Origin of the sequence: Kordia zhangzhouensis (assembly GCF_001005305.1) — a bacterium.
Taxonomy (GTDB): Bacteria; Bacteroidota; Bacteroidia; order Flavobacteriales; family Flavobacteriaceae; genus Kordia; species Kordia zhangzhouensis.
This window is the reverse complement of the sequence record NZ_LBMH01000004.1, coordinates 70864-91766: the sequence shown is the minus strand read 5'-3', so window position 1 is coordinate 91766 and position 20903 is coordinate 70864. Positions and strand designations below refer to the sequence as shown.

At 34.1% G+C, this 20903-nt stretch carries 21 protein-coding genes and 1 tRNA gene; 12 read left to right on the top strand and 10 right to left on the bottom strand.

Annotated elements, in window-relative coordinates; all coding sequences use genetic code 11:
* Nucleotides 1-36: 36 nt before the first annotated feature.
* Together AA088_RS06985 and AA088_RS06980 are read left to right on the top strand one after the other, a co-directional pair.
* Complete coding sequence (locus AA088_RS06985) at nucleotides 37-1089, top strand: helix-turn-helix domain-containing protein (protein ID WP_046744261.1); 1053 nt, start codon at nucleotides 37-39, stop codon at nucleotides 1087-1089.
* A gap of 111 nt (nucleotides 1090-1200) precedes the next feature.
* Complete coding sequence (locus AA088_RS06980) at nucleotides 1201-2730, top strand: ankyrin repeat domain-containing protein (protein ID WP_046744260.1); 1530 nt, start codon at nucleotides 1201-1203, stop codon at nucleotides 2728-2730.
* Nucleotides 2731-2762: 32 nt separating this feature from the next.
* Here the strand turns inward: AA088_RS06980 and AA088_RS06975 are convergent.
* Nucleotides 2763-2837 (bottom strand) — tRNA-Pro (locus tag AA088_RS06975).
* A gap of 122 nt (nucleotides 2838-2959) precedes the next feature.
* On the opposite strand from AA088_RS06975, the gene udk reads away from it, so the two are divergent.
* From udk to scpA, 5 genes are read left to right on the top strand one after another with little or no spacing between them, the layout of a single operon-like run.
* A complete protein-coding gene (udk, locus tag AA088_RS06970) occupies nucleotides 2960-3568 on the top strand; it encodes a uridine kinase (protein WP_046744259.1) in 609 nt (202 codons plus the stop codon).
* 51 nt (nucleotides 3569-3619) lie between these two features.
* On the top strand, nucleotides 3620-3928 hold the full coding sequence (locus tag AA088_RS06965; RefSeq protein WP_046744258.1) for an FtsB family cell division protein: 309 nt from the start codon (nucleotides 3620-3622) through the stop codon (nucleotides 3926-3928).
* Entirely contained in the window at nucleotides 3921-5282 is a 1362-nt protein-coding gene (locus AA088_RS06960) for a methylmalonyl-CoA mutase subunit beta (RefSeq protein ID WP_046744257.1), read from the top strand. The genes AA088_RS06965 and AA088_RS06960 overlap by 8 nt, the downstream gene beginning before the upstream one ends.
* Nucleotides 5275-5904, top strand: coding sequence for a hypothetical protein (locus AA088_RS06955; RefSeq protein ID WP_046744256.1), 630 nt, complete (start codon nucleotides 5275-5277; stop codon nucleotides 5902-5904). The genes AA088_RS06960 and AA088_RS06955 overlap by 8 nt, the downstream gene beginning before the upstream one ends.
* Before the next feature lies 1 nt (nucleotide 5905).
* Nucleotides 5906-8038, top strand: coding sequence for a methylmalonyl-CoA mutase (scpA, locus tag AA088_RS06950; protein ID WP_046744255.1), 2133 nt, complete (start codon nucleotides 5906-5908; stop codon nucleotides 8036-8038).
* 108 nt (nucleotides 8039-8146) lie between these two features.
* Here scpA and AA088_RS06945 read toward each other — a convergent pair whose 3' ends face one another.
* Together AA088_RS06945 and AA088_RS06940 are read right to left on the bottom strand one after the other, a co-directional pair.
* Entirely contained in the window at nucleotides 8147-8695 is a 549-nt protein-coding gene (locus AA088_RS06945; protein WP_046744254.1) for a hypothetical protein, read from the bottom strand.
* Between the two features lie 408 nt (nucleotides 8696-9103).
* Nucleotides 9104-9661, bottom strand: coding sequence for a 1-acyl-sn-glycerol-3-phosphate acyltransferase (locus AA088_RS06940; protein ID WP_046744253.1), 558 nt, complete (start codon nucleotides 9659-9661; stop codon nucleotides 9104-9106).
* A 180-nt stretch (nucleotides 9662-9841) separates the two neighbouring features.
* Between AA088_RS06940 and AA088_RS06935 the strand changes: the two genes are divergently transcribed.
* Both AA088_RS06935 and AA088_RS06930 read left to right on the top strand, forming a co-directional pair.
* A complete protein-coding gene (locus AA088_RS06935; RefSeq protein ID WP_046744252.1) occupies nucleotides 9842-10204 on the top strand; it encodes a hypothetical protein in 363 nt (120 codons plus the stop codon).
* Between the two features lie 53 nt (nucleotides 10205-10257).
* Nucleotides 10258-11478 (top strand): porin family protein, encoded by a 1221-nt coding sequence (locus tag AA088_RS06930; RefSeq protein ID WP_046744251.1) that lies wholly within the window; start codon nucleotides 10258-10260, stop codon nucleotides 11476-11478.
* 440 nt (nucleotides 11479-11918) lie between these two features.
* Here AA088_RS06930 and AA088_RS06925 read toward each other — a convergent pair whose 3' ends face one another.
* The 5 genes from AA088_RS06925 to AA088_RS06905 all read right to left on the bottom strand — a co-directional run bounded on the left by AA088_RS06925 (nucleotide 11919) and on the right by AA088_RS06905 (nucleotide 16982).
* A complete protein-coding gene (locus AA088_RS06925) occupies nucleotides 11919-13001 on the bottom strand; it encodes an iron-containing alcohol dehydrogenase family protein (protein WP_046744250.1) in 1083 nt (360 codons plus the stop codon).
* A 92-nt stretch (nucleotides 13002-13093) separates the two neighbouring features.
* Nucleotides 13094-13795, bottom strand: a complete 702-nt coding sequence (locus tag AA088_RS06920; RefSeq protein ID WP_046744249.1) for an HAD family hydrolase — start codon at nucleotides 13793-13795, stop codon at nucleotides 13094-13096.
* Nucleotides 13786-14499, bottom strand: a complete 714-nt coding sequence (gene kdsB / locus AA088_RS06915; protein ID WP_174442403.1) for a 3-deoxy-manno-octulosonate cytidylyltransferase — start codon at nucleotides 14497-14499, stop codon at nucleotides 13786-13788. The genes AA088_RS06920 and kdsB overlap by 10 nt, the downstream gene beginning before the upstream one ends.
* A gap of 66 nt (nucleotides 14500-14565) precedes the next feature.
* A complete protein-coding gene (locus AA088_RS06910; protein WP_046744247.1) occupies nucleotides 14566-15459 on the bottom strand; it encodes an MATE family efflux transporter in 894 nt (297 codons plus the stop codon).
* Between the two features lie 98 nt (nucleotides 15460-15557).
* A complete protein-coding gene (locus tag AA088_RS06905) occupies nucleotides 15558-16982 on the bottom strand; it encodes an ATP-dependent DNA helicase (RefSeq protein ID WP_046744562.1) in 1425 nt (474 codons plus the stop codon).
* A gap of 191 nt (nucleotides 16983-17173) precedes the next feature.
* Here AA088_RS06905 and AA088_RS06900 point away from each other — a divergent pair, with 191 nt between their 5' ends.
* The 3 genes from AA088_RS06900 to AA088_RS06890 are packed head-to-tail and all read left to right on the top strand — an operon-like array spanning nucleotide 17174 to nucleotide 19415.
* Complete coding sequence (locus AA088_RS06900) at nucleotides 17174-18040, top strand: hypothetical protein (RefSeq protein WP_082106599.1); 867 nt, start codon at nucleotides 17174-17176, stop codon at nucleotides 18038-18040.
* Nucleotides 18021-18854, top strand: coding sequence for a DUF3822 family protein (locus AA088_RS06895; RefSeq protein WP_046744246.1), 834 nt, complete (start codon nucleotides 18021-18023; stop codon nucleotides 18852-18854). Before AA088_RS06900 ends, AA088_RS06895 begins: the two co-directional genes overlap by 20 nt.
* Entirely contained in the window at nucleotides 18855-19415 is a 561-nt protein-coding gene (locus AA088_RS06890; protein ID WP_046744245.1) for an RsmD family RNA methyltransferase, read from the top strand.
* 112 nt (nucleotides 19416-19527) lie between these two features.
* Here AA088_RS06890 and ribH read toward each other — a convergent pair whose 3' ends face one another.
* Together ribH and AA088_RS06880 are read right to left on the bottom strand one after the other, a co-directional pair.
* Entirely contained in the window at nucleotides 19528-20013 is a 486-nt protein-coding gene (ribH, locus tag AA088_RS06885) for a 6,7-dimethyl-8-ribityllumazine synthase (RefSeq protein WP_046744244.1), read from the bottom strand.
* 5 nt (nucleotides 20014-20018) lie between these two features.
* A complete protein-coding gene (locus AA088_RS06880) occupies nucleotides 20019-20831 on the bottom strand; it encodes a tetratricopeptide repeat protein (RefSeq protein ID WP_046744560.1) in 813 nt (270 codons plus the stop codon).
* Between the last annotated feature and the right edge of the window lie 72 nt (nucleotides 20832-20903).

Here is a 20903-nt window from a genome sequence, read left to right as displayed (position 1 = left end):
CAAAACTGTACTTTTAAATACCAAAAATGATAAGATTTGTATTTATTTCTATTTTTTGAAGCACTATTCACATTATGTATTGCTGGTGGTTTGTTTTTTTATGCTAATGATATAAAAAATCGTTCGCTAGCTTTTTATACTTTACTCTTTGCACTAGAAATTTTATACTTCATATATGGAACTACCGAAATTGCGCATATGGTTCCACAAATTTATGGTTTTTATTATCACTCGGTTGGCGTGTTATACGGCCCTTTACTATGGATTCATTATAAAGCGACAATTCAACCAGAATATACCTTTCAAAAAAAAGAAGTATTGCATCTCATTCCGCTTATCATCATCAATATCATGTTGATTGATTACACCATAGCTCCTTATAATGAAAAAGTATTGCTTAGCACAAACCCGCAATTTTTCTTATATCGTATTATGCCTGCTAATTATTTTAGAGCAGCGCATCAATTGATATATGCATTATTTTTAATGTTGTTAGTTCGCAAAAATAAAGCACAATTGACTAGCGACGTATTTTTTTATCTTTCGGGCATAAGCATCATTTTCATCTCAGCAAATATTGTAATTTCTCTATTCACACTATTCGCAAACAGTTGGCTAGACTTTAAATGGTATTATATTTTCTCTAATTTGTTCATTTTTACAATTGCTTTTGTCTTATATCGAAATCCGCAATTTTTCAAAACACTAAAAGCTAAATACCAAAGTTCTTCATTGAGTACAACGGAAATGAAAAGCATTCAGAGAAAATTAGAACAACTGTTTTCTACAGAAAACTGTTATCTACAAAATAACCTTACCCTTGATATACTAGCCGAAAAACTAGATACCAAATCTCAATATATATCTAGAACATTTTCTGAATGCATTCGGGAAAATTTCAACGATTATGTTAATCGTCATCGCGTTCTTTTTGCACAAAAACTTCTTAAAAACGAAGCATATCAGCACTATAAAATTGAAGCTATTGCTGAAGAAGCAGGTTTTAATAATAAAGTTACGTTTTACAAAGCATTCTCTAAGTTTACAAACACAACTCCTTCTAAGTTTAGAAAAGAACAGAAAGTGTAAACAATAATTAATCTTAACAGATTCTTTCTTCTAATATTTAGATTTTTCATTAAATGATTTGACATTTGACTATCATGATGCGCCAGTATTGTGCTTATCTAATTGTCTTACATGAAAACTATTCTCAACTTAAAACTTATGACTAAACAAACCTTTTTCCTAATACTTAGCTTAATTACATATTATACTTCCATTTCTCAGGAAACAATCAATATATATGATGAAAATGGTAAAACTCCATTGTTGAATGCCATTAGCAAAAATAATATTACCAAAACAATACAACTTCTAGAAAAAGGAGCAGATGCAAACATGGCAGAAGCAAAAGGATTGCATGGTACTCCACTAATGTATGCTGCTTCATTAGGAAATATAAAAATATGTGAATTACTTTTAGAACAAGGCGCTAAGGTCAATGCCCTCGACAAAAACGGAGATCATGCGCTCAATTGGGCTGCCTTTTCGGGAAAAGTTTCTACTATTAGACTTCTTCTAAAAAACGATGCTGATGTAATGCTAAAAAGTAAACACGGTACAGCAGCAGATGTTGCTTTAAGATTATGGCATCACGATTCTGTTGCCAATCTATTTAGACATACAAAAATAGCCTCTTCGCTTTCAACTAAAGAAGAAAAACTAGTTAATGCCATTTTACAAAACGATTACAAATCGGTCAAAAAATCATTGCAAAAAACATCTGCAAATACAAAAGACCAACTCGGAACACCTAGTTTACAATTGGCAGTTCAACAAGGAAACTATGAACTTGTAAACCTTTTACTTGCCCATGGAGCTGATGTAAACCTCATGAATCGTGTTGGTCAAACACCATTGGCTTGGGCAGCTAGATTTGGCCATGTTGCTATTGTAGCTATGTTGATTGCCAACGGAGCTAATGCAAATATATGTGACAAAACGTATCAACTCACTCCTCTTATGGGAGCTGCTGTGAATGGTGAGGTTGCTATTGGAATGCTATTGCTAAAAAATGGTGCTATGATAGACACTAAAGATATTATAAATCAAGCTTCAGCTTTACACTGGGCATTATGGTATCAAAATACAGATTTTGCAAAATGGCTATTACAAAATAATGCCGATTACCGCTATAAAGCTCTTAATAATACTTACAGTGCATACGATGTTGCAAAACTATATGATTTACAAGATATTATTCGATTCATAAAAAATGACCAAAAAAAGCAAAATATCTTACTAGGTTCTTGGAAAGTACAAGAAATTCAATACATCTATGCGGACACTACCTACATTCGAAAGGAAAAAGACTATGGGCGTTTTATCTTTTCTAACACAAATTATGCGCTGATGTACAATCCGCAAATGTTACAACGTATCTCTTTTGAGGAATTATCGAATCCTTCCGAAAAAGAAATTACCAAAGCATTTCAAACTATTGTTTTTAATAGTGGAAATTATCAAATAATAGAAAATACACTGGTAACAACAGCTGATATTGCAAAAGTTCCTGGTTTTGAAAATGGTCACCAATTCTATAAAATACACATTCAAAATAACCAATTAGAACTTGTGATGTTTGACGAAACATATCCTAGTGGCAAAAAACCGACATGGTTTGGCAAACTTACCGTTAAATTTATCTTACAAAAAGAAGACCTATAAAAAAAGGTCTTGCAATTGCAAGACCTTTTTTGTCGGGGTGGCAGGATTCGAACCTGCGACCTCCGCGTCCCAAACGCGGCGCGATAACCGGGCTACGCTACACCCCGAAAAGTGGATTGCAAATATAATGCTTTTCTTGAAACTCAAAAGCAAAAACAATTTATTTTTTAAAAATAATTTCCAGCAATAATTTACGTAATTTTGTGGTAGACTAAAAAACATTATTTATATGCTCATTATTGGTATTGGCGGAGGAACTGGAAGTGGAAAAACAACCGTTGTCAACGAAATTATCAAGCAACTTCCTGAAAATGAAGTAGGAATTATTTCTCAAGATTCTTATTACAACGATACTTCTCATTTAAGTTACGAACAGCGTACTAAAATTAATTTTGATCACCCCAGATCAATCGATTTTGACTTGCTTTGTGAACATTTACAAGAATTAAAAAAAGGAAACGCTATTGACCAACCTGTGTATTCGTTTGTAAAACACAATCGTACAGGTGACACCATACACACTTTACCTAGAAAAGTAATGATTGTAGAAGGAATTTTAATCTTGACCAATCCTGAGCTTCGAAAAATGTTTGATATCAATATTTTTGTACATGCAGATTCTGACGAACGTCTTATTCGAAGAATTAAGCGTGATATTTCTCAGCGAGGACGTGATATTGATGAAGTGCTGACTAGATACCAAACTACTCTCAAACCTATGCATCAACAGTTCATTGAACCTACTAAAGAATATGCAGACATCATTATTCCAAACAATCGTTACAATACAGTCGCCGTTGATATTGTTCGCACCATAATTAATGAGCGATTATCCTAATATTTAGTACATTTACACGACAAGATTACAAAAGGCAAAACTGAACCTCGCATGAAACTGGAAAAGTTTAAGAATATTTACATCATTATTTCTGCCATATTTATTATATGGATGCTTTTCTTAGATGCCAACTCTTACTTTTCAACCCATGCAGAACTCAACAAGCAAATTGATTTATTAGAAAGACAAAAAGCAAATTTACAACGTGAAATTGCCAGAGATAAAAAAAGTATTAAAAAATTCTCTAGTATGGATGAGCTCGAAAAATTTGCACGTGAGCGCTATTTCATGAAAAAAGAAAATGAAGAAATCTATATAATTGAGTATGCTGATAGCCTAAACTTAGAAGACAATGAGTAACTTATTTGAAGAATTTGACAATGTTTCTGCTGCACAATGGAAACAAAAAATACAAGTAGATTTAAAAGGTGCCGATTACAATAATACGTTGGTATCAGCTACTCTTGAAGGAATTGACATTAAACCGTTTTATCACCGAGAAACATATGGTTCTACAACTCCTTTAAGAACAAAATCTTCCGAATGGAAAATTATGCAACGTATCGTTGTTACCAATGCTCAAGAAACGAATACTCGCATAAAAGAAGTTCTTGCTCGTGGAGCTGAAAGTATTTTTCTTGTAATCACAAACGAAAATATTTCTATCGCAGAAATACTCTCAGGAATAGATGTAAAAGATACACCTATTCATATTGAGATGCACTTTTTGTCAGATGCTTACTGTGCTAGTATTGATGATTTCACAAAAACAACTCAAACCCATATTACAATTGGTATCGATTTAATTGGAAATTTAGCTTCCTCAGGAAATTGGTTTCACAATCTAACGAAAGACCATGAAATACTGGAAAATATTTTAACATTAAATCATTTTAATAGCACGCTTACCATACATACAGATGTGTATCAAAACGCAGGTGCAACAATGGTGCAACAATTAGCCTATGCCCTTGCCCACGCGAATGAGTATTTGAATCATTACGGTTCAAAATTTAGCAATCAGATTATCTTTCAAGTTGCGGTAGGTTCCCATTATTTCTTTGAAATTGCAAAATTAAGAGCATTGCGTCAACTATGGCATATACTTGCAAAAGAGTATCAAGTGCCTGAAGAGTGTATCATTATAGCTACACCTTCACAACGTAACAAAACACTATACGATTACAATGTGAATATGTTACGTACTACCACCGAATGTATGAGTGCTGTGCTTGGTGGAGCTGATTTTGTGTATAATTTACCGTATGATACTTTATATCACCATGAAAACGAATTTGGAGACCGTATTGCACGTAATCAGTTGCGAATCTTAAAAGATGAAAGTTATTTTGACAAAACAAACAATCCAACTGAAGGAGCATATTTTATTGAAAGTATCACGCATCAATTAGCTGATAAAGCATTACATCTTTTTAAAGATATAGAAGCCAATGGAGGATTTTTACATCAACTTAAAGCAGGCACTATTCAACGTAAAATAAAAGAAAGTGCTCAAAAAGAGCAATCGCTATTTGATGAAGGGAAAGAAATTCTATTAGGAACTAATAAATATCCAAATCCGGAAGATCGCATGAAGAACGATTTGGAAAAAGATCCGTTCCTCAAAAAAGAAGTTCGCAAAGTATTGCTACAACCCATTTTACCTAAACGATTGGCTGAAAAATTAGAACAGGAACGACTCGCAAATGAATAGAGTTTTTTACATATTATTCCTAAGTATATTCTTTATTCAATGTGAAGAAGCCAGTACAGACAAAGCCGTTCCAATACGGAACGTTCAAGGGAAATACATGCATATTGAAGAAGAAAACATATACCTGTTTGTTCCTGAAAATACAGAACGATTTACCACATATGAATATGCTGCCTTGATTGATAGTATTCCTAATGAAGAACTCAGACGTAGACAGCGCAATAAATTACTTAATCTGAAATACGGAACAGGTGGCGGATTGCATCTTTTTGCCAGTAAAGATTTTTCCACAGAAATTACCTTTAAAAAAGTTCCACACATCACAATAAATCAAGAAACTGCACAAATCGTTTTAAAATTATTAAATCGAGAACATGAAAGTCTTGGCAACTTAATTGGTCTAGAAAGTAGATTTAAAAAAGCTGGTATCATCAGAAAAGAAAACGACCGTTTTTTTAGAGCTATTTTCTCATTTGAAGAATTTGATCCAAGTTCTGGTGTTTTGCTTACTTTTCACACATATTATTATTGGGTAAACAGACAAGGAAAATCATTCATACTAACATTCAACACAGATAGAGGCTACGACTTTGATTCCTATGTTCAAAAAATAAGATTATAACATGACTCGAAAAAATCTTCAACATATCACTCTAGATACTTTCGCTAAAACCACAGAAAATACTCCAAAAGGAAGTTCATTTACGACTGCAGAAGATATTGATATACACTCCTCATACGCTGAAGAAGATATGAAAAATGTACATCATTTAGATTTTGTTGCTGGAATTGCACCAAACCTACGTGGCCCCTATTCTACCATGTATGTTCGCAGACCATGGACGATTCGTCAGTACGCCGGATTTTCTACTGCAGAGGAAAGTAATGCCTTTTACCGAAGAAATTTAGCGGCAGGTCAAAAAGGGTTATCCGTTGCCTTTGATTTGGCGACACATCGTGGCTACGATAGTGATCATGAACGTGTAGTAGGTGACGTTGGAAAAGCAGGAGTTGCTATTGATTCTGTTGAAGACATGAAAATTCTTTTTAATCAAATTCCATTAGATAAAATGTCGGTTTCCATGACTATGAATGGTGCTGTATTACCTATTATGGCTTTTTATATTGTGGCTGCAGAAGAGCAAGGTGTACAACCTGCTCAACTTGCCGGAACGATTCAAAATGATATTCTAAAAGAATTTATGGTGCGAAATACTTATATCTATCCACCAACGCCATCTATGAAAATTATCTCTGATATTTTTGAATACACCTCGCAACACATGCCAAAATTCAACAGTATTAGTATTTCAGGCTATCATATGCAAGAAGCTGGTGCTACATGTGATATTGAATTGGCATACACCCTTGCAGACGGTTTAGAATACATTCGCAAAGGACTCGCTGCTGGAATGGATATTGACACTTTTGCGCCTCGCCTCTCTTTTTTCTGGGCAATCGGAATGAATCATTTTATGGAAATTGCCAAAATGCGCGCAGCTCGTATGCTATGGGCAAAATTAGTGAAGCAATTCAATCCCAAAAATTCAAAATCCTTATCGTTAAGAACACATTGCCAAACCAGCGGTTGGAGTTTAACTGAACAAGATCCTTTTAACAATGTCGCAAGAACGTGTATCGAAGCAGCCGCAGCGGCTTTTGGTGGTACGCAAAGTTTACACACCAATGCCTTAGATGAAGCCATTGCACTACCAACAGACTTTTCGGCACGAATTGCTCGAAATACACAAATATACCTTCAAGAAGAAACCAAAATTACCAAAACGGTAGATCCTTGGGCAGGAAGTTATTATGTAGAAAAATTAACAGATGAAATAGCTCAAAAAGCGATGCAATTGATTGAAGAAGTAGAAGAATTGGGCGGAATGACCAAAGCAATCGAAGCTGGTATTCCAAAAATGCGCATCGAAGAAGCCGCAGCACGAAAACAAGCTCGGATTGACTCTGGACAAGATGTAATTGTAGGTGTGAATAAATATCGTTTGGAAAAAGAAGATCCTTTACATATTTTAGAAGTAGATAATCAAACTGTCCGAAATGCACAATTAGTGCGATTAAAAACGCTCAAAGAGAATAGAAATACCGCTGAGGTCTCAAAAGCATTAGAAAAACTAACAGAAGCTGCCAAATCTGGAAAAGAAAATCTTTTAGCATTAGCAGTTGATGCTGCCAGAAAACGAGCAACACTAGGTGAAATATCAGATGCATTAGAAGCAGTTTACGGAAGATACAAAGCTCAAATTAAATCTTTTTCAGGCGTGTATAGTAAAGAAATCAAAGAAGATAGTTCATTTCAAAAAGCCAAAGAACTCGCTGCTAAATTTGCAGAAATGGAAGGTCGCCAACCACGAATCATGATTGCAAAAATGGGACAGGATGGACATGATCGTGGCGCTAAAGTAGTGGCAACAGGTTATGCTGATGTAGGCTTTGATGTAGATATTGGTCCATTATTCCAAACACCTGCAGAAGCTGCCAAACAAGCCATGGAGAATGATGTCCATATTTTAGGAGTTTCGTCTTTAGCCGCAGGACATAAAACTCTGGTTCCGCAAGTCATTGAAGAATTAAAAAAATACGGACGTGAAGATATTATGGTAATTGTTGGTGGTGTAATTCCACATCAAGATTATCAATTCTTATTTGATGCCGGAGCAGTTGCTGTTTTTGGCCCTGGAACAAAGATCAGTGAAGCAGCAATTCAGTTGTTGGAAATTTTGATTGATGATGAGTAGATGTTAGGTGTGTATTATTAGAAAAACTAAACTTATAGCATAAAAAGTACAAAGCGTAGTAAAGAAAAACTTTAACTACGCTTTTTTATTTTTTATAGAATGAAAACGCTAAAACAACGCGACATCGCTACTGATGGCAGTTTTTGTGCATTTCCCTCCATTAGAACATGGCGAACAATATGGCAAACCAGTGTCGTCATTATCATATTTAACTGCACAACCTGTTGGTTCTGATGAACAATCGGAAGTTGTACACGTAATTCTTGGACCTGCAACCAATGTCGCATCTACAGTAGAAGAAACTTTAGACGAAATTGCAGCTACGTAGAAGGTCGATCGGTAATTTTTACCTTCGAAAAGTAAGTTATAATCATCTTCAAAGTTAACAACGTACATGTCGGTGTACACTTCATCGATTCCTGCGTATTTTTTCATGTTAGCACTGAGTCTTGCAAGTGCTTTTTCTTTATCTATTGTCAATACAATAGTTCCGTCTTTAATATATCCAATCTCTTTCCAGTCATTCCCAATTACTGGCACTTTAGATTTTTCGTTTGCATCGGTTGTTCTTGTGGTTTCTTGGTCGCCCGAACAGCTACTTACGAGTAACGCAAGTACTACGACCATCATTGGTAGAATTTTAATAAACTTTTTCATGGGTTGGTTATGTGTTTTTCTTGGTAAAAGAAAGATTGCTATTCAACTCACTACGCAATTTCAGAATACAATTAAAGCTCGGAATTTATTTTAGATTACATGGTATAACATTCGTTTCTACCATTGTTCATACTTGTGAGCTGTCAACACACGTTTCTTATGACGATTGTGACGATTTAAGAAGTGATACAATAAGAGTTTTTTGATTGTAACTAATGATGCATCAACCAAAAAAGGACTATTTAACTACTTTTAAAGCTACAAAAAATATACTAATAATCAAATACTTACGTAAGAATTTATGGATAATTTATAAAGTTGTTCGTGTTGTATTTTAACTACACTACATATGACAGCTTTTTGAAAAGAGTAAACTCAGAGACTTTTCAACTTATAACTTCAAAATACTTATTCTCTATATTGAAAGCTATTTTCTGGGACTTTGCCTACAATACCTTCATAAAACTTGTAAATGTACTCAAAGTCTGCTTCCATATCGTCAGTTGGATAAAAAGGTTGGTCAATAATAACTTGTTTGTTACCAAAATCGAAGGCTACTAAAATAATTGGGACATTCGCTTCTTTGGCTATATAGTAAAACCCTGTACGCAACTCATCCACACGTTTACGAGTGCCTTCTGGAGCAAGTGTCAGACGAAATTCTTCTTTACCTTCAAATACTTTAGCAATGGCTTGTACTTTATTTTGTCCTGGCGTACGATCAATTGGCGCACCACCTGTCCAACGAAAATACCATCCAAATGGCGGTTTAAATAACTCTTTCTTGGCAATATAATTGATTTTCATCTTTGAAATACTACGAACCATTAACCCAATAAAAAAGTCATGCCAACTTGTATGTGGCACTACGGCAACGACACATTTTTTTATTTCTTCAGGAAAGCTTCCTTTAAGTTTCCAACCCAAAAGTTTAAAATAGATAAATTTGTAAATGGCACGTAGCATTGGGGAATTATTTTTAGATTTAATAGCTAAAGGTACGGAAGTTTCAAAAATTGAACTAGTGAGGTTTATTATTTATTTTCTCTATTTAGATTTCTCTTGAAGTTAGTTTTAAAAATTCCAATTTTGTATAGTACTGTCCATTTTATTTGCTCTACATTTGCGACAAATTTAAATAAACTCATGAAGCATAATATACTTTTACTGTGTTTGACATTCTTTTTTTTACAAAGTTGTTATACCTACCAAACTGCTACCATTAATTCGCTGGAAACAAAAAAAAATTATGTTGTTCAACTGAAACGTGGAGGAAAAGACATGGAAGGAAAATACATTTCTCAAACTACGGAGATAGTCACTTTTAGGGTAAATAAAACGAATATTGAAGTGCCAAAGAGCGAGATTACAAGCATCCGTAGAAAAAAAGTATCTGCACTGATGATTGCTGGTACGGCCGCTACAATAACTGTTGGTACTATCCTTTTGATAGATAGTTCAAACGACAATAAAAGTGAAATTGACGCAATTCCATCTCCTAATAATTAAAAATTTAACCATTTAATATACACTTATTGCTGCACATCCTCTTTAATATTCATATGAAAAAATTAGTACTTACTTCACTATTATATTGTTTTTGTTTATCTGCTTTTGCACAAATTTCTTTTGAAAAAGGCTATTATATCGATGCTTCAGACGTTAAAATTGAAGGATTCATCAAAAATATAGATTGGAAAAATAATCCTACTGAGTTTGAATTTAAAGCCACAGAAACTTCCGAAAAAAAAACACTGAGCATTGAAACCGTAAAGGTTTTTGAGATTTATGGAGCGGCCAAATATGAAAGACATTCTGTACAGCTTGATATATCAGACCAGAACTTAACTAATCTCGGAAATTCTGACCAGCCAAAATGGATAATTACAGAGCTATTTCTCAAAGTACTAATAGAAGGCGACACCACATTATATATGTATGTAGATGGCAACTTACGAAAATATTTTTACCGTATAAAAAACACTGAAGTAGCACAATTAGTATACAAGAAATACATGGCTACAGAAACGCGAATTGGGGAAAACAATCAGTTTAGGAGACAATTGTGGGAAGCTTTTAAATGTGGAGACATCCAAAAAAAAGTAAAAAATACCTCCTACACCAAGAATAGTTTGTCAAAAATTTTCAAGCAATATAATACATGTGTATCGTCTGACATTGTTGATTATGAAGCAAGAGTGAACAGACAGCAATTTCACCTCTCTGTAAAGCCTGGTGTCAATTTCTCATCCGTAGAAATAGGTAATTCAGGAATCCCAAATTACAACTTCGACTTTGAAAATAAAGTTGGCTTCCAATTGGGTATAGAAGCGGAATTCATATTGAATTTTAATCAAAATAAATGGGGAATCTTAGTAGAACCAACCTATATTTCGTATGCTGCTGAACAGGAATTTACCTATTTACAAACTTCCTCTGGTGATCGTACTACGAATGTTTTTATTGATTATGCAGCGATTGAAGTACCACTTGGTATTCGCTATTATTCTTTCCTATCTGATAATTCTAAATTGTTTTTCAATGCATTTTATATGTTCAATATTACGATGAAAGACGAATTGTATGCAGAACGCAGAGAATTGCTACAAGCTAAAATTACACCCAAAGGAAACTTTGCCATCGGCATTGGCTATAAGTACGCAAATAAATTTAGCGTAGAATTTAGATATAAAACTCCACGACAGTTATTTCCAGCAAATTCTATTTGGGGAACCTATGACTATAATAGTGTTGCAGTTATTTTTGGATACACATTATTCTAGCAGTTATTTAAATATATTTTAAGACTTGTATCTCCTCTCTACCTAGTTATATATAACTTCGTTACAGTTGCATGTAGACTCTTTTCGGTTCCTATAGTTATTCTTTTAGGTTGATTATAGATATAATAGGTCATATATAGAATAATCGGTTACGGAGTCACTTCGAATGGGTTCTGAACCCCAAATATTCGCTTATTTACCGACTTTTCCCTACAAACAACCGCTTATAATCACTCCTTAAAGGACTCGCACCCTTTAAATAACCGCAATGAATGATTAATGAACCGCCTTTACTGATGGCAGAACCAATTTTGGAGATTTTTTTGTGTGTTGGGATTCGTTTTTTGTGGATTTGAGAAATTTTACGATTGAATACTGCGCATGAAAAAGACATTTGCTTTTATACTTCAAACGTAGCATTTAAGACTTAACATTTCCAGTTACATCTTCATATACATATTTCTTAGCTTTTCACGAGTAATAATTTCTTGCCAATTCTTACCTAAAGCATTTTCCCATAAAGGAACAAGCATTAATGCAATATCAATCATTTTGTCCAATTGTCTATCTGAAAGATCTGCACAGATACCTGTTGGAATGTCAATGTCATGCTTTCGAACCATTTTCTTAAACTCAGAAACACCTTGCGGATAAAATTCTTCCAAGTGATTAAACACAATACAGTTTCCAATACCGTGCTTCGTTCCTAATAAATACGAAAGTCCATAACTCATGGCATGTGCTACACCAACTTGCGAATAGGCAATACTCATACCGCCATGCCAAGAAGCCATCATCAGTTTATCTTCTGAATCTTCATCACGTACATTTTTTTCTAGGAATACATTGCGACAAAGTTCCAAAGCTTTTTCTCCATAACTTTGACTAAATGCGTTTAAATACGTTCCCGTTAACGATTCAATACAGTGAATATAACAATCCATTCCGGTGTAAAACCACTGATTTTGAGGTACGCCACGGGTTAATTCAGGATCTAACACTACTTGATCAAAAGGTGTAAAATCTGAGTTAATTCCTAATTTTTTTTCTGGACCTGTCAATACTGTTGTACGTGATACTTCTGCACCAGTTCCTGAGATTGTAGGAATACCTACATGATATACTGCTTCAGTACTTACCAAATCCCACCCTTGATAATCTGCCGCACTTCCCTCATTGGTCAACATGATTGCAACTGCTTTTGCCATATCAAGTAATGTTCCGCCTCCAATTCCAATAATACCTGATGGAATTTGTGTAAAACGTGCTTTCAACTCATCAACTAATGCGTCTACTTGCGATGTTTTAGGTTCTTCATCAGCAGAAATAAAGATAATCTGATCTAAAAAACGTAACGGAATTCTATCAATCAACCAAGGGTTATGTTCAAAAACATCATCAACCAAAAATATAAATGGCGCCTTGGTACCTTTACGTTTTGGTGCAAGAATTTCTTGTATTTGGTTAAAACTTCCTCTTCCGAAGATCACTCTAGGAACCATTGGAAAGTTTTTATATTGCATAGCTTCTTAATTTATTCCTGTAAATATACATTTTTACAGAAGGTTATTTCCTGTTTCAATTTTTCTTAATTGAAACTTTATTTTTGCAATCGTTACACATATTGTAACACTTCTGAGATGTTTTTTACGACATCATATTCGTCCGATTCTTCATGAGGAGAAACCGTTTCGTGTTGCCATGTTGTGTGAAATGGTACATGAATCGCCTTTCCTCCTATATTGATGATTGGCAATACGTCCGAACGTAGCGAATTTCCAATCATTAAAAATTCGTTGACATCAATTTCTAAATGTGCTAACAAATCTTTGTAATTTTTTTCTTTTTTATCACTCATCACTTCAACATGATGAAAATACTTACTGAGACCTGATTTTTCTAGCTTCCGTTCTTGATCCAGTAAATCTCCTTTGGTCAACACCAAGAGTCTGTATTTTTTACTTAATTTTTCTAATACTTCTTCTATCCCATCTAATAATTCTACTGGCTTTTCAATCATATCTTTTCCTAAACCAATAATTTCGGAAAGCACTTGATTGGAAATTTTTCCATTAGACAGTTCGATGGCACTTTCAATCATAGATAAAACAAAACCTTTGATTCCATATCCATAGATGGATAGATTTTTCATTTCCATCTTAAAGAGTTCTTGATCAATTGTATTCTCCGTTTCATACGCCGAGAGTAATTGGGCAAATTTGTGCTCAACATCTCTAAAGTAGGTTTCATTTACCCAAAGCGTATCATCTGCATCAAAAGCAATGACTTTTATATGATTGTACGCCATTATTTCCATATTTTTTTAGCGCGTTCAAGATCTTCTGGCGTATCAATTTCAACACCTTCTACGGAAGTTTCTACCATTTTGATTTTTTTTCCATACTCTAAATAACGAATACATTCTATTTTTTCGGTAGCTTCTAACATTTGCATCGGTAAAGCTGTAAAATCTAACAATGCTTGTTTGCGAAATGCATAAATTCCTTTGTGTTTGTAATACTTGGCTCCAGCATTTTTATCTCTAGGGAATGGAATGGGCGAACGGGAAAAGTACAGTGCAAAATTCCGTTGGTCTACAATAACTTTTACCGTATTTGGATTGCTAATTTCGTCCCACTCGTGAATTTCAACCATCAGTGACGCAAGATCAATTTCATGATTGGGATCATCATGAAAAACATTGATTACTTTTTCCAGACTTGCCTTTTCTGTAAAAGGCTCATCACCCTGTACATTGATTACAATATCAGCCGTTACGTTTTGTACAGCTTCAGCAATACGATCACTTCCAGATTCATGTGTTTTTTGACTCATGATAACATTTCCACCATGACGACTGATTTCCTCTCGAATGATTTCACTATCTGTTACTACATATACTTCTTCAAAAAGTCCTGTAGCTATAGTTGCTTCATACGTACGTGTAATGACCGTTTTTCCGTGAAGGTCTTGCATGAGTTTTCCAGGAAATCTGGAAGCTGCATAACGTGCCGGAATCATTGCTATTATTTTCAAAAGGCTTTTGTTTTATATTTTCAAAAATACAATTTTTACACTGATCGCGCACTATTCTTCAATAGTATTCACAATAGGTTGTGTTGCAATCTTTGCAAACAATTGTTGTCCAGTATCTTTACTGATATGAATAAAGTTGACAATCTGTTTTTCATCAAAAGTTAACTTGCCGTCTTTATCTGTTTTTTCAATCATATTTTTAACAGTCGCATAAAATTCTTTTGATTGTCCTTTATGCTTACCATGATATACTTGTATAATTGCATGTGCTCCTTGTCCGCCATTTTCAGCAGGAGGAATTGCAAGTAAGCCAGAATAATTTTTAGATTCTAATTGCTGTTTAAGTTGTCCTGTATCTTGTATAAATTCAAAAGGCCCAATAGGTGTCGATTCTGCCCAATCATCTTCATTTTCCAGATAAGGCTCGCCTGCTTTTGAGTAAGCAAAAAATACTGGAAAACCAATTATTGCAATCAATTCAATTACCCAAATTACAGTTAAAAATGTTCCGTCAACAGCGCCGCCACTTCTTCCTATTCCCCATGTTCCTTGTTTATTGATTTCCCAAATAAAGTCCCATGTAATACGAGGTTGTGTAATTAAATCCATAAAAGATACTTCTACGAATGCTGATTGATTGGCATAATAATGTAACCATACAAGCCAACTTATATACAATCCTGCAATTCCTACAATGAGACCAAAAACAAGTGCTAGCATTTTATTGCGTACTTTTCCCATACCGACCACAAAATTTGCTACAAACCCCAAACCAATGGCTATTCCTGCCAAACAAAGAAAATTGAGATATATAATGGGAATATAGAGAATTGCATACGAATAGATAAAGCCTAAAATTGGCACTGCTATACATACAGCTACTAAAAGATACAAAATGCTAATAGGGTTCGTTTTACCCGAAGGTTTGTAATACAAATCATTCATGCGATACAGATATTATTAGTTATTTTTTTGGTTGTTGATTTTTTAAAAGTAATGAAAAAATATGAGGTAACTGAATCAGAATGATTTAGGAAGTTTATTTACTCTGTGAAGAAATCATCTGAAAAACCAATCAAGTATAGTTTTTCCTGTGCGCGAGTGATTGCCGTGTATAACCAACGCATGTATTCTTTTCCGACGCCATTGGGTAAATAAGGCTGCTCTATAAAAACCGTTTTCCACTGTCCTCCTTGAGATTTATGACACGTGATAGCATAACTAAATTTAACTTGTAAAGCGTTGAAATATTTATTCGCTTTGACCTTTAAAAACTTGCGATATTTTGAAGTTTCATTCATATAATCGTTCATAACCTCTTGATACAAACGATTTCCATCTTCATAGGAAAGTGCGGGGGTTTCTGCATGAATCGTGTCCATTAGCAAAACTGTTTCAAAAGGTTTCTGATTGGGGTAGTCAACCATTCTCACATTTACTTCTGCGAATTTGAACCCATATAGTTCTTTAATAGCAAATATTTCTAAAACTTCGATAATATCACCATTTGCTATAAATCCAGCTTCAGAAGTAGCGGGCAGCCAAAAATAATTGTTTTTAACTACCATTAAATAATCACCAGCAGATAATTCGTTCTCATTAAACAAGATACGACTCCGTATTTGTTGATTGTATATGTTTGCTCTTTTATTAGAACGAACAATGATTGCCATTTCTTCTTTTCCGTTGACAGCATACGAATCACTAATTGCTTCTTGTATTTCATACCCATCAACCAAGCGTATAATGTCAGGGAAGTTTCCTAATTGAAACTTATATTCCTCATAAAACTCTTCATGTAATTGCTCTCGTAAGTTGGTAGCATTCATCAAAATTCCAGAATCTGAATCTTGCCTTACCACTTCGTCGAGCTCAATCATGGTAATATTTTTATTGTAATTAAGTTCTAAGGTGCGTTCATCTAACGCTGGGCTCAAATCAAGTTTTACCGGTGGTAATTGCGCCGTATCTCCAATTAAAATTAACTTGCATCGATGTCCTGAGTACACATACATCATCAAATCGTCCAACAAAGAACCATTTTCAAATAATTTAGAGTCACTAGGCGCATCAGGAATCATTGAAGCCTCGTCAACTATAAATAGTGTATCACGATGTTTATTAGGCTGTAATACAAAACGAACGCCGCCACCTTTTTCTTTTTTGGGAAAATATATTTTTCGGTGAATAGTTTGTGCATCGCGTTTGGAATAGTTGCTTATCACTTTTGCAGCACGTCCTGTAGGTGCAAGCAATACCGATTTTTTTTTAGTATGCCAGAGATGTGTTACCAAAGTTCCAATAGTCGTTGTTTTCCCCGTTCCGGCATACCCTTTCAGTAAAAATAAAGCATCAGAATCTGTGTCATATATAAATTCGGAAAGCTTCTGCAAAACCACATCTTGTTTTAAAGTAACTTCATGTGGGAATTTACTTTTCAACAATTTATAGAATGTAGGAGCGTCCATTTGCATCATTCAGAATCTTTGGTTTTGTGATATTTTAAGGCGAAAATAGAAAAGTAAATCGAATGATTCTATATCATTTGTTTTTTTGTGATTATAACATGCTTTTTTTGGGGAAATACTTTTACGATTAAAAAAAAATTGTAGATTTGCGTATATTGATGTTCTTATAACAAAACTATTCTAACATAGAGATGAAACACGTAAAACAAAAATTCAATTTAATTTTATCATTCGTAACGGCTTTCTTACTTTTTCCAGCATTAACCATTGCTCAAGAAAGTGCTAAAGTTGTTGAAAAAGGTTCGTTCGAAACATTAAAGACGCCAATTATTTTAGTTGTTGCTCTTATCGTAGCAATTGGTCTTTTATTTTTAATTGAAAAAGTAGTTCCTAGAAAAGTTAGACCTATCTTTTCAATCCTATTTTTATGTGCATCTGTATTTTTTGGCTATAAGATCTACACGTCTATCATGGCTCCTGTAGAATTCAAGCAAGAGAAGGTTAAGCGTTACACAGCTGTTATCAAAAAATTAAAAGATATCCGCGATGCGCAATTAGCTCACAAAACAATTACGGGAAAATATGCTAATAATTTCGATGCTCTAGAAAACTTCATCGAAACCGCTAAATTCCCAATCATTGAAAAGAGAGATACTAGTTATACCGTGTATGACAAGGTTTATAAAATTGACAAATTAAAAGAAGAAGTAATTCTTGACACATTGAGCTTCCGTCCTGTGAAAGATTCATTGTTCAAAAATGATACACGTTACAAGAAAATGAAATTTGTACCGTATGCTAAAAACGAAAACGAGACTTTCAACATGAAAGTTGACTCTGTAATCGTTAATGGATATACAGCGCCTGTTTTCAGGGTTTCTGTAAAGAAAGAAATTATATTGCACGATCAAAATAAAGACTTACTAAGACAAGAAAAAAGAATTGTTTCTGTTGACGAAGTGGATGGTGAAGAAATTTTTGTTGGATCACTTGAAAAAGTAAGTGATAGTGGAAACTGGCCAACAAGCTACGAGATCGATGAAAGTAAGAAAAAATAAAGAACATAATCATTCAGATTTTCAAAAGTTGTCCATTCAGGTTTCTCTGAATGGACTTTCTTTTTGTGTATTGGATTCACTTGAAAACACACTCATCGAACTCAAACATTACGAGTTTGCCGATTGCACGAATCCATTACAGTTGGAAAAAGAAATTATTGAAGTGGTAGAAGCTAATGACACTATTTTCAACACCCGTTTTGAAGCTGTACATGTAAGTCATATCAACACGCTTTCTAGCTTTGTACCCAAACCATTATTTTCAGACAAAAATCTAGCTGATTATCTAAAGTACAACAACAAGATTTTACCAAACGATTATATGACGTTTGACGTAATTTCTAATAATGACATGGTAAATGTGTACATTCCTTATGTAAACATTAACAATTATTTCTTTGAAAAGTACGGCGCATTTCAATACAAGCATTTTGCCACTATCTTACTTGAAAACATCTTTCAATTACCACAACAGTCCGATGAAGCGATTGTGTATGTACATGTGCAAAAACAACAGTTTGAAATTGTAATTATTCAACAAAAAAAACTAGTATTCTATAATTCTTTTGAATATTTTTCTTCAGAAGATTTTATTTATTACCTGTTATTCACATTAGAACAATTACAACTAAACCCAAATTCCATTCCGCTATATTTTCTAGGCGATATTGATAAAAGTGATGTTTTATATTCTGTTACGTATACCTATGTTCGTCATGTACATTTTCTTGAAAAGAGCACGCCTTACCATTTTCATGAAAGCATTGACCAAACTGCCAGTCATCGTGATTTCACCTTATTAAACAATTTTTAAATGCGAATTATTTCTGGCACACATAAAGGACGAAGGCTCACAGCCCCAAAAAAATTGCCTGTTCGACCAACAACTGATCTTGCAAAAGAATCACTATTCAACATCTTGAATAATCATTTTTACTTTCATGAAATCAGCGTATTAGATTTATTTGCTGGAACTGGAAATATAAGTTATGAATTTGCTTCTCGCGGCACAGATACTATCACTTCCGTAGATGGAGATTATGGCTGTGTAAGTTTTATTAAAAAAACTGCCGCAATGCTCAACCTCAACATTACTGCAATAAAGAGTGATGTTTATAAGTTTTTAGAACGGACACACCTACAATCTGATATTATTTTTGCTGATCCACCGTATGCATTTACTAACGAGCAATTTGAACGCATAGTAACGATTGTTTTTGAACGTAATTTATTAGCAGAAGATGGTTTTTTAATTCTTGAACACGCAAAAGAAACCAATCTTGAACACGTCATCAACTTTAGCTTTTCAAAAAGTTATGGCGGCTCTGTATTTAGTTTTTTTGAACTTCCAGAAATATCTAATGAGGAAGAATAATTCCTAAATTCTAAAAATAATCAATCGTACAACAATTTAAAAAGTAAAACCGTTGCAGTTAACACTACAACGGTTTTTATTTCTTTATTACTAGTAAGCAATGTAATTTTACTTAAAAGGTTCGCAATTCAGCCATTTTAATAGCAGCTACAGCAGCCTCTATACCTTTGTTCCCATGCTTCCCTCCTGATCTATCTATTGCTTGTTGCAACGTATTATCAGTTAACACACAAAAAATCACAGGAATATCAGACTGTACATTCAAATCTTTAATTCCTTGTGCTGTGGCACTACAAACAAAATCAAAGTGTTTTGTTTCTCCTTGAATCACGCTTCCTATAGCGATAATTGCATCTACCTTTTGTGTTTGTTGCATATGTTTGGCACCAAACACTAACTCATAACTGCCAGGAACATTCCAACGGATAATATTCTCATCGAGTACTCCATTTTCCTTCAGTGCAGCAATTGCACCTTGACACAACCCTTCTGTAATGTTTTCATTCCATTCAGAAACAACAATCCCAAATCGAAAGTTCTTCGCATTTGGGATTGTTGCCTTATCGTATGTAGATAAATTTTTATTCTCTGTTGCCATAAATATTATTTCAACACTTGAGCTTTACCGATATATGCATCTAGCATTTTTCCGTCATCTGTATTTTTAAAGCTAGCGTATTCACTTTCAATTCTATTAAAATATTCCAAAGCTTTTGAACCTTGCTTCAACTCTAAAGCTGTAATACCTGCTTTCAACAAATATATAGGAGTCGTAGCATCATTTTGACTGTGCTTGAATGCTTTCTCGTAAAATTCTAATGCTTCTTCTGGCTGATTTAATTGTGCAAATGCATCTCCAATAGCACCTTTAGCTTTTGCTCCTATAATAATATCGTCAGATGTAAAATCTTGTAAATGTTTGATTGCCAATTGATATTTTCCTAAATTCAAATATGCGATACCTGCATTGTAGTTTGCTAAGTTTGCTGCACTAGTTCCTTTATATTCAGAGATGATATTCAAATAACCAAACTTTCCTTCTCCTCCGTTCAATGCCAATGTAAATAATGAATCTCTAGTCGCCAATCCATTAACCATGTTTTCATTTAAATTAATGTTCACAGCTTGATTGAAGTAGGAATTAGCCTGAAATACTTCGTTTGCCGCTTCTGCTTCTTTAGGAGCTGCAAATACTTTGCTATATAATAGATAGCCTAAAAGAACAACTGCGATTGCTCCAATTCCGAAAAAGATATATTTTTGATTCCCAGCAACCCATTCTTCTGTTTTAGAAGCGGTTTCATCTAAAGTATTAAAAACTTCTGCTGTTGTACTTTCCAATTCTTCAGCAGGAACTTCTTTTTCCTTTTCTACTTTGGTCTTAACTTTATATCCTCTTTTCTTGTAAGTTGCCATATATTGAATATTAATGTGCGCAAAAATAAAATTTTTAAGTAGAATTAAAAGCGTATTTATTTGATATTTTTC